The organism is Bradyrhizobium sp. 132, assembly GCF_023074185.1.
Lineage (GTDB): Bacteria > Pseudomonadota > Alphaproteobacteria > Rhizobiales > Xanthobacteraceae > Bradyrhizobium.
On record NZ_JADPKY010000155.1, the window covers coordinates 1 to 10,303 of the forward strand.

Consider the following 10,303-nt stretch of genomic DNA (forward strand, 5'->3'; position numbering starts at 1 on the left):
GCGGTTTAATGGCGGGGGAGCCTCTGAATGCTTCGAAACTGTCGTTGCCGCCTTCGGCGTGGCCGGACATGTTGCCTCCGGCATCGCCGTAGAAAGTGATATGCGGTGCAACTGCGCCAAGGGCAGGAGCGGCCTCACCAGTGTCATCGCCGCCACGCGCGTAGCCGGACATGTTTCCGCCAGCGTCCCCATAGAAGGTGCTGTCGGTGAAGGCGAGATCCGTGAAGCGGTCGTTGCCGCCAACGGCATGGTCGAGCATGCTCCGACCCGCATCGCCAACGAAGTTGTTGATGGAGTTCACACCACCGGAAAAGGTGTCGTTGCCCCCGGTGGCGTGATCGCGAATATCCTGACCCGCATCGCCGACAAGAAAGTTGGTTGCGTTCGCGAGGCCAATCAAACCGTCATCGGTACCCACCTGATGGTCAATGAGACTACCAGGAATAATTGGAATGCGCTTGGCCATGAACACCTCCCGTTAAACGTCCCATTTTTCAAATGCAAACCTGCATGCCGGCGGAAACGAGAGGTTTCGCGCAATGAGCCGAGCAAATCGGATGGCTTCGCTGAAGCGAATGTGCCGGATGAGCCGTCGCTGCCAGCCTGTGCTGCGCCAGACTCCGGGGCGCAGCATGAGAAAGCTCTCAGGCGCATCTTCCGTGTCGGTACGAACGGTCAGCCTCCGCTTGGCCGGACTAAGCTCTTTGTCGGATCGATCTCGTTTTGGAGCATGCCGCGGCGGGTCTAGCACCGGCGCATGGTTAGGAACGCCCTTGGCCCGCTTGGTTGTTGCGCTGAGAGGTGGTTGCCGAGCTCCGCGAGCAACTGTTGAGCCAACTTGAAGCTCTGCTGGCCAGCGAAGGCCTGCTCGCCTGGGCCAAGGCCAGCCTACCGCTCAAGAACACCCTGCTGGAGTCGGATGCCCGACTCGTCGAGGCCGCCTATCAAACCAAGCTTGAGGAGGTCACCCGTTCATTCGCCAAGGATGTCGAACCAACGCCCGAAGCATCACCGGAGCACCTGCGAGGTGCAGCTGCAGGGATCGTAGCGCTGCACAGATTGCCAGACGAGGTTGGGCCTGCCTATCCCAAGGAGCCGCCCCGCGTACGCAGCAAGGCCCACCGGCTGTTTGTCCGTAACCAGCCCTGCCTCATCTGCCAGCAAACCCCGTGCGATGCCCACCATCTGAAGTTTGCCCAACCCAAGGCGCTCGGCCGCAAGGTCAGCGACGAGTTCACCGTCCCCTTGTGCCGCGCCCATCATCAGGAGCTGCACCGGCACGGTAATGAAAAAGCCTGGTGGGCCAACCTGCAGATCGCGCCACTGCCAGTGGCGCAGGACTTGTGGTCGGCGAGCCCTGTCCACGATACGGTCAACCTCACGCGGGCGGCTTTGCCCGCGAAGCTTGGACCGGAGGACCTACCGCGATGAACGAGCCTTTCCGAACGCCGCGGCCGCCGACCGCGATCGCGCTGCCGGTCGAATTGGAGGTGTTGGCGCCGCCCTATTGCCGCCCGCGAGAATCTTGACGACTACTATGCGCTGCGGCACGCGATCTTCGCCGACGTCGTGCCACGCCACGATCGGCCACCGAGTGGTCTGCTGGTGATCGATGTCACCGAACTCTCCTGGAAATCCAAGGCTAAGGAGTGTTGCGCCACAAGCTTCTGGAAATCTATCCGCAAAAAGTGATCTTACGGCGGGTCGACCTGTGCGGAATTGCCCCGAGTGTGGCGGTAGCGGATCGGGCGGGCTCAAGGCCCCTCGCGGCGACTTGAGGCCAGGGACCGGCATAGACACGCATCGGGACAACATCAGAGCGACACAGGCTCGATCTTCGCAACTCGCAAACTTTTAACTCCGACCGTATTTCTCCGGCAACAGCCGAAGGTGCGACGGCCAAAGCGGTCCGCTTGATCCATGGTGCTACACGGAGCCGGTCGGCGAGCGCGAGATGTAGGCGGGACTGTCACAGTTGTCGATGCAGCGTCAACAAGGGCGCGTCCTGGACCCGATAAGCCGCTCGGATCGCCACGCGTCCAAATAGCAAAGGTCTTTCAGGACGATGAAACGGGCTTTGCGTCGGCATGATCACGAACGGACGCCTGTTCGCCCGCGCGCTCGTTAGACTTGGAGTTACGCAACAAGAACAGAGCTCTCCAATCGAGCCGATGGCCAAACTCAATATAGCGATAGCTCAAAGCGCTCAGCGCGAGCACTATTGCGAGATACGGCAATGACAATCGAAGCGTGTCTTTCAACGAAGAAGTATCCGGCGGGATCATTTCGACCATGATGATCGAATGCCATGCATAGATGCTGTAGCACATGCATCCGACGATTTGAATTGCCCATGCTTCGAATACACGATTTGCCGACCATGCCCCACACAGCACCGCAAGCAACACCATGGAAAACCCGGCGCAAAATATCGTTGTATAGAGAATGCTCACGGCCCAAGGACCGTGATCCTTGAGAAATATGGCGGCAATCATCAGCAGCACACCGGGCAGCAGCCCATGCGAATGGAATCGCCCGAGCGAGGCGCTGTCCCTGGACTTGACATAAAGATCGCAAACCAACATTCCGAAAATGAATTGGTAGCACGACCCGAAGATGCCGCCCACAAACGGGCGAAATATGCCGACCCGGTCGACCGCGATAAGATTTCCGGCCACCACGAAGGCTGAGCAGACGAGCACGCTCAACAGCACCAACCTTTCGAGGCTCCACCGCGCGATCAGAAGGATCAGCAGCGGAAACAAAAGGCTAAACCAGACTTCAACACCGACGGACCACAGCACGGGATTGGAGGGGGGCATAAACCCGTGCGGCACAAAAATGAAAAGTGTCGATAGGAGTCCGCCAAGCTCCATATACCAGCCGTGCGATCCAGCGGGAGATTTGGCATGGAGTGCAACGGTCACGAGGACGACAATATAGTAAAGCGGAAGCAACCGGGCAGCGCGATGCCAATAGAAATCCGGGAAATCCGCCAGCCGATTGATCGCCCTCTTTTTTGTGCGATAGGGAAGGTACAGAACGAATCCAGAGAGCACAAAAAAGATATTTACGCCCAAGAAGCCGTGCTTCGCGACAGTGGCAAGAAGACCATTGGGATTAAGCTCGCCGGGAAACGACGGCGTGCTGGATGTAAACGGGACGAACAGGTGAAACACGATCACCATCATAATGGCGAGTCCACGAAGGCCGTTAACGGCCCCGATCTTCTGCGCGCCGCTTTCTGCGATCGCCGCGGAACCTGGAGATTGTAATAACAAGATCGGCGATCTCGGCATTTCGTGGTTTGCTATTTGCAATACTGGCCAGATTGAACCGCCTGTCAATCGACAGTGCTGCCACATCAGTCATCAGGACACGATTCTGAACGAGCGCGGCCCGGGACGAACGCGCGAACAACGTGCCTTCAAATAGTCAACTACGGGATATAGACGGCAGGAGGCTTGCTTTGGGGCATAATTGTGAGAGCGCACGTATAGCTTGATGGCAGGGCTCCTTATCATATTTGTTCTGCTCGCGATTGGCTTCGCTGCCGGCTATGGCACGCGCGAGCTAATCTCGCGCAAGCGACACGCGGAGTACCTGCATTTGCAGCCGTACATTTCGCCCGCGCTCAGACCCAAGCAATCATCTTCTGATGAACGCACCAGGACGCGACATGCCGCGTCTGAATCGGCAATGGCTGAAAGACAACGGACGAACCACGACATCACGCGCTCGTTTCAGGACATATCCATTCACGACCGCAACCCAGAAAACCCGGCAAGGCCTGCCGGCGGAAACTTGCATCTGGTTCAGGCTCATCGGCCTGAGCCGGACGCTGGATCTTTGCAGCCCGCGAATTTCGAACAGAGCCTCGAGGAGTTGGTCGCACTCCTGCAGCGCCGCAGGCAGGACGTCTAGGCCCCTTTACTTCCGCGTCGGTTGACCAGAAGTCTTTCGCCGTGTCTGCGCGTCGCTTTTTGCAGCGTGGTAGCGCTGATTGCTTTACGATGCTGAGGATGTTCCTGGAAGCTGAAGCCGCTGCCCATTTTCGGCGAAAGTGGCAGCCACAAATTGACTAGCAGGCGCAGTTAGAAAGTGGTATCTTTCTAGCAGTTCTGTGGTTGAAATGCGATGATGGCGCGTGTGCAGGACATCCTTGGCGCACATGCAGGAGGGTGGATTTTGATCTTGCTGTTGATAGCAAGCGGCGTGGTGGGTCTTCTTTTGGGACGCACCTTTCGCGCGTTCGTCCTCATTCCCGCAACGATGCTAGTCATGGTTCCAGCGTGGTATTTGGGCACTGAGCAGGGTTTGTTGACCGGTGCGGTTTCATTTGTCGTCAGCGCTGTGGTCATGCAGGTGGCGTATTTCGCGAGCCTGCTAACCAATCTGCTTCGCCAGAACCTCTCGCTGCTCGATCAAGTACAATCGGAGGCATCCCCGCCGTTGCCCGAATCACGAGTCGTACTCTAGCCAATCACTGGCGCGACAGTGGGCATGCATGCCGAGGATTTCGTCACATTGCGACGTGCCCCCGGATGAGCCTCAATCCCGTTTGGTCGCGCGCACCACGGATGATATTTTCCACGTCGACAGGGCCGTCGGTCTGCCCGTCGACCGGTTCCATTGTGGTCCTGTCGGGATTTCCCGGTCGGTGCACGCCGGACATAGTCCGGCGTGCGAACACTTCGAAACCGTGAGCGGAAAGTCTGTCCGCCACCTCAGCACACGTTGCATCCACACTGAACGCCACCTGAGCTCGATCTCCTCAAGAACTAGTAGCATTGCATCAGCAGTGACTCACGCTGTTTGGGGATTGATGACAACGGCGAGGCGGATCTGGAACCGGCGCCTGTGAAATCCCCGGCCGATATTTCTGCATTGTGCAGAAGCAGATGGCCTCGCCCTGGACTTGTGAATGTAGATCAACTCGCTGAAAACGATATGGTCTGCCGTCGATGGCACCTATCTTCGCCGTCTTTGTCGTGTCCTGTCTTAAGATTGCTCGAATGTGTGTTTAGTTGACCGGAGGATCCAAGATGGAACTGCTGGCGAGAGCAGCGGCAGCAGGACGCCGTAGCGGCGCGTGGGACTCGTTGCAAGAGTCGATCGAAACGGATCGAGCGGCTATAGCTCTCTCGATGCCAACACGATTGCGGCCGAAGCAGCGTCCCGGTCCCGTCATTCACCGGATTGATACCCGGCCGCTCGATATCGGCGCCGATGAGGTCGTGGCGGTTGGCAAACTCCGCAATGAGATGCTGCGACTACCCGATTTCCTGCGCCACCATCGGCGACTCGGGGTCAGACGTTTCCTCGCGATCGATGATCGTTCGGACGACGGCACGCGAGAATTCCTCCTCGATCAGCCAGACGTTCACGTATTCGAGATCCGCGAGCCGTTTGCAGAATCACGTGGTGGCGCGCGTTGGACCAGCGCCGTGCTCGACCAATTCGCGCCCGGACGGTGGGCGCTGACGCTCGACGCCGACGAGCTCTTTGTCTACCCCGGCTGCGAAAATTTTGATCTTCGATGGCTGTGCCGCTATCTGGAGAGCTCAGGCGCGGATTGCATGACTGCGGAGATGATCGATATGTATCCACGCGTGCTCGGCGGCTCGGAACGCTACCGCGCTGGAGAGAGCCTCGTCGCATTCTGCCCCTACTTCGATTCAGATACCTATGTGAAGCGCCGTCGGCGCGGCTTTCCGACGAACTACCTGATTGGCGGAGCGCGAGCGAGACTGTTCTATGATGAGCCGATGCCGCCGAAGATCGCGCTCTACGACGCGCTCGTACGGCTGCTTGAGCCCTACGGACTGGAGCGGCTTCTGCCTGCAATCAACATCACGCGCTGGGAGCCACCGCTGCTTACTAAGGTGCCGCTCGCGCGCTGGTTGCCCGGCCGTCGCTATATCGCCGCCGGTCACCTGATGGCCCCGCGCGGCAAGCCAGGGGACGTCACCGGCGCCCTGCTCCATTTCAAGTTTCTCCACGACTTTACAGACAAGGTCGCCACCGCCGTCCGCGAGGGGAATTACTACCGCGGATCGGTCGAGTATAAACGCTACGCGGAGCGGCTCGCCCAGGATCAGTCATTCGAACTCACCTATCCAAAAAGCCGGATCTACCAATCGTCGGATGATATTGTCAGTTGCGGTCTGATGCGCTTCTCCCCGGCCTACCAGGCCGCGATGCGACAACCCTAACCATCGCTTCCGAAACATTGGGCGCGCGCTCGACTCCTTTTCTCCAATCGTGGCCGGGCCGGTCGTTCTGCTCGATGGACTTTTTTTGAAGACCGGTACCTGCCGTTCTGGAGCATGCTCGGATCAGAGCTCACCGATTGGCTTGCGGCCGAGCAGCCGAAGGAGAAGTTTCCTTCCACGCACGAGCGTCGGATAAAGTGCCCGTGCAAGGCGCGGCCGGGAGAACACGAGCCGGTTGACTCGGTTGAAAAATGTCGCTTCGCCGGCAAGCGTTGCCAGCAGATACATTGCCTCGGCCCCATAGTAATACTGCCGACGCCAGCGAACCACCATGCCTTCATTAAGATCGAGGTTGTGCGCGCGGATCTCGCGTAAGATCGGATGTTCCGAGCGCGCGTCGATCAGGTGGACACGCTGCCCCTGCTCCCGCAACTGATACAGCAGGACATAACGGCTGCATAACGGGCATTCGCCGTCATAGACCACCCAGATCTCGTCATGGCCATCTTGGGTCAATTCGATAGTCCGTCTGCTTCCGCACGTCGCGCACAAGTTTGCCTTCGACAAGGCCGAGGCATACCGACTCTACTACGTAGTGATAGGCGACAATGTCGTCCATGCTCAGCTTGTTGAATTCGCTGTACATCCATGGATTGGCGAGCATGTGGTGCGGATAGGCATAGAAGCTGTTACTGTCCTTGACCCAGGGATAGATGCGGAAAAAACGGTCCGTCTCGCGGACCAGTTTCTCGACAGCGTCCATGGCTACTCCTGTGTCCTGACGCGGAAGAATCTCCGGGCCGCAGGTGGTCGCGTCGTGCCAGGTCGCAAGATCGTGGTTGTTACCGCCAACGCGAGCCCGGAAATGGTTTTCGGGGATGTACATGGTTCCGGTCCCGATCATGTACGAGTAGATGCCGAAATAGGTGGACGGGGCGAGGATCTGGCGGCCATCCCGGGTCTCGACGAAGAATCGCGGGCTTGCCAGCTTCGGCCCGTCCAGCCAGCCTAGGAAGTTGGTGTAGAAGAAGAATCGACCGCAGATGACAGCCACGACCATCACAACCTTCATGGCCGGGGTGAATCCGTCGCGCGGCAGCCTGCGCGCCGCGGCGACGACGAAAAGGTTGAGCGCAATCCAGAAGAAGAACAGCGCCCCGAGCGTGAAGTACACACCAACGTGGAAGAGATCGAACAACAGACAGAAGAACGACAACGCGCGCGTCGAGATCGCGGCCAGCGGCGACAGCAGCTGCGCGCCCAGCACAAAGACGTTGAAGAGCAACTGGTTGCTGACGATCGCGTCCCAGGTCGTCTGCAACGCGCCCGGCCATAGGCCGAGCGGGGCGTCGCCACGTTCGAGCCCCATCAGGATCGAGGTCTGCGTGGGGTTCGCAAGCAGCCAGGTCCACGGCTTCTCGCCGCCTGCCTGCAGCTTCGCGATTCCCGACCAGAAATAGCTGCCGAGATGCGCCCCGACGGCGCACGCCCAGATCAGGCCGTAGGCGCGATCGCGGAGCTCTTTCACGCCATCCGCGGAAGCGAACACAGTGCGCAACTGCGGCACGCGATCCATTGCCCAGGCACTGGTGAGGACGATCGTGCCCAGCACGCCAAGGACGCAGAAGTTGCCGACGTCGAGCATGCCGAGATAATCAGTCTCGGTCACGAAGATTCCGGACACGACGCTGACCATCTCGCGCCACGCATGATAGAAGTAGAACAACGGTAGCAGAAATGCTGGGCGCCAGATCGCGGCGATGCCAGCTACGACCGCAAGCACTGCGCCGTACCGAAAGAACAGGATCCTGTCGCCCGAACCGAAAAGGATATTGGCAGGACCTGCGAAGGGTCCCAGTGAATCGAACAACAACTGCATGAAGATCGCCATTCCGATCGCGAAGGCGGTGATCCGCAATGGCGGCGAGAAATCCCGGTAGCGAATCGAGTTGAAGGCGAGCGCGCCGGCAAATGCCGCGCAAACCAGCACAAACGCGTAAATGTCAGACCAGCGCGCGAGATGCGTGACGGCCCGCCGCGAAATCGCAGACAGAACGATGGCTACTGCAAGAAGGAAGAGAGGTCCCGCCAGCGACGAGATGCCAGACCGGGTTCCTTGCCGTGATGATGCGACGGTGTATAACGCCATCCCGCCTCGGACCTCCGGAACTGCGCGATCGCAGATCAACCGAACATTATCGAACCGCTTGCATCCTGCAAGCATCGCACGCGCAGCCTTGGCCTTCCGCAGCGGGAGTGCTCACAAAATCATCTTGCGGGAACCTGAACATTGCAAATTGAAATGTGACAAACTGCGGGCATTGTTGTGACTGCGCGTCTCCGCACCGCCAACTGACATTGGTGAATCTTCACGCACTCGTTCGAAGTTGGTCATCCGCCTCGACCGGACTCGCCTCACAGTTCGCCGATCCCACGTCGCTCGATCATATCTTCCGTTCGTGTCAAAGCCGAGCTAAAAGCCGGGGCGGTCCAGAACCGTCACAGTTGAGAGCGATAGATTTCGCGCCGGCATTTGCAGGCAGCCGCAAGACCGAGCAAGAACTGTTTGAGATCGCGGGGTGAACTCGTTGGACAGAGACAGCAAGTCGCGGGCCGCAACCAACATCCTCATAACAGGTGGGGCCCAGGCCTGGAAACTGTCAGCCGGTTTCGTTTTGACAATATTCTCGACGCGAAATCTTACGCCGTCCGACTTCGGCCTACTTGCCATGTCCGCGACGGCCGCAACGTTCCTCGGGCTCATCAAGGACCTCGGCGTCGGACAGGCCATCATTCAACGCCCGGAAATCGCCAAGGGCCAGATCGATACGCTGTTCTGGCTGTCGGTGCTGGCTTCCGCGGCGTCAGCCCTCGCCCTGACCTTGAGCGCATATCCGCTTTCACTGTTTTACGACGATCCCAGGCTTCGACAGCTCATCGTCGCAATTGCAGGGCTTAGCTTCATTGCAGGCCTGCCAACCGTTCCCGCCGCCCTGCTTGCCAGAGAGTCCAGGTTCAAAGCCCTGGCAGTCTTGGATGTCGCAGCGACAACCGCGTCCATTGTCGCGGGGATCGTTGCTGTGATCATCTTGAGAAATTATTGGGCGCTTTACCTGTCCACGCTCGTTCTCACGCTGCTTTCGACAGCTGGGATCTGGACCTGTTCGGGCTATCGTCCCGGATATCCTCACTTGGACAGCGAGACGCGGCACATGGCAAGATTCGGCCTGCACGTGTCCGGGTTCAATCTGGTCAACTATTTCTCGAGAAACGCGGACAATATCCTCATCGGCAAATTCCGCGGCGGCGACGAACTCGGCCTTTACGATCGGGCCTATAAGCTATTGCTGTTCCCGATCGTTCAACTGCACAACCCGATCGGGCAGGTGATCGTGCCGCTTCTTTCGCGGCTTCGTCTCGATAAGAAAGAATACCTGAGCACTTACGACGATGCCCTTTCCATGGTCATGCTTGTATGTCAACCAGGCATCGTCTTCGCCATCCTGCTCTCGGAGCCGCTCTTCAGAAGAGTCCTCGGAGAGCATTGGGTGGGTGCAGCCCCGATTTTTTCGTGGCTGGGCCTTGCGGGCTTGATCCAGGTCGCGACCGCGACGGCAGCCTGGCTGTTTCTCAGTCAAGGCCGTGGGCGGGAGTACTTCAGGCTGGGCGTTTGGACTGCTCTGATCAACGTGATCTCATTCGTCATCGGCCTTCCCTGGGGCGCCCTTGGAATTGCCATCGCATATACGCTGGTGAACTGCGCCATCGTGCTGCCGCTTTACGCGACATTGATCGGTCGCAACGGCCCCGTGACGACGAGGCGCCTGATCGAAACGACCGGCCCGCATTGGATCGGTTGTCTCGTTGCGGCGGCCATCACAAGGATTTCGACCATCTCGTTGCTGGATGGAAACTCTCTGGCTGGACTGGCTACGCTGCTGGCGCTTGCCTATGCGTCATATCTCATAGCCATCAGCTTCTTTGCGCAGAAAAGGGCACTCGCGAAGCGTCTGTTGCGCTACGGTTACCGAAGGGCAGCCCCGCAAATCTAGGCAAAACTTCCCCGGATTGCAGGAACCGCGCAAGCC

Annotated in this window: 8 protein-coding genes and 1 pseudogene; 5 read left to right on the plus strand and 4 right to left on the minus strand. The window is 58.8% G+C overall.

Going from position 1 to position 10,303, the window contains the following annotated elements; translation table 11 throughout:
- Nucleotides 1-466 (minus strand): annotated as a pseudogene (locus IVA74_RS32705) (calcium-binding protein); the annotation flags it as partial.
- Between the two features lie 362 nt (nt 467-828).
- On the opposite strand from IVA74_RS32705, the gene IVA74_RS32710 reads away from it, so the two are divergent.
- Nucleotides 829-1,431, plus strand: coding sequence for a hypothetical protein (locus tag IVA74_RS32710; RefSeq protein ID WP_346730996.1), 603 nt, complete (start codon nt 829-831; stop codon nt 1,429-1,431).
- Nucleotides 1,432-2,057: 626 nt separating this feature from the next.
- On the opposite strand, the gene IVA74_RS32715 is transcribed toward IVA74_RS32710, so the two are convergent.
- The gene (locus IVA74_RS32715; RefSeq protein WP_247351134.1) at nt 2,058-3,299 is read right to left on the minus strand and encodes an acyltransferase; all 1,242 of its coding nucleotides are present in this window, start codon (nt 3,297-3,299) and stop codon (nt 2,058-2,060) included.
- Between the two features lie 205 nt (nt 3,300-3,504).
- Between IVA74_RS32715 and IVA74_RS32720 the strand changes: the two genes are divergently transcribed.
- The 3 genes from IVA74_RS32720 (at nt 3,505) to IVA74_RS32730 (ending at nt 6,215) form a co-directional block, all read left to right on the plus strand.
- A complete protein-coding gene (locus tag IVA74_RS32720; protein WP_247351137.1) occupies nt 3,505-3,924 on the plus strand; it encodes a hypothetical protein in 420 nt (139 codons plus the stop codon).
- A gap of 213 nt (nt 3,925-4,137) precedes the next feature.
- Complete coding sequence (locus tag IVA74_RS32725; RefSeq protein ID WP_247351139.1) at nt 4,138-4,479, plus strand: hypothetical protein; 342 nt, start codon at nt 4,138-4,140, stop codon at nt 4,477-4,479.
- Nucleotides 4,480-5,045: 566 nt separating this feature from the next.
- Entirely contained in the window at nt 5,046-6,215 is a 1,170-nt protein-coding gene (locus IVA74_RS32730) for a glycosyltransferase family 2 protein (RefSeq protein WP_247351141.1), read from the plus strand.
- A gap of 123 nt (nt 6,216-6,338) precedes the next feature.
- Here IVA74_RS32730 and IVA74_RS32735 read toward each other — a convergent pair whose 3' ends face one another.
- Nucleotides 6,339-6,731 carry a DCC1-like thiol-disulfide oxidoreductase family protein gene (locus tag IVA74_RS32735; protein WP_247351143.1) on the minus strand — a complete coding sequence of 131 codons (393 nt, stop codon included), beginning with the start codon at nt 6,729-6,731 and terminating at the stop codon, nt 6,339-6,341.
- Nucleotides 6,712-8,403, minus strand: a complete 1,692-nt coding sequence (locus IVA74_RS32740) for a hypothetical protein (RefSeq protein WP_247351145.1) — start codon at nt 8,401-8,403, stop codon at nt 6,712-6,714. Before IVA74_RS32740 ends, IVA74_RS32735 begins: the two co-directional genes overlap by 20 nt.
- Before the next feature lie 400 nt (nt 8,404-8,803).
- Between IVA74_RS32740 and IVA74_RS32745 the strand changes: the two genes are divergently transcribed.
- Nucleotides 8,804-10,267 carry a lipopolysaccharide biosynthesis protein gene (locus IVA74_RS32745; protein ID WP_247351147.1) on the plus strand — a complete coding sequence of 488 codons (1,464 nt, stop codon included), beginning with the start codon at nt 8,804-8,806 and terminating at the stop codon, nt 10,265-10,267.
- Nucleotides 10,268-10,303 lie beyond the last annotated feature (36 nt).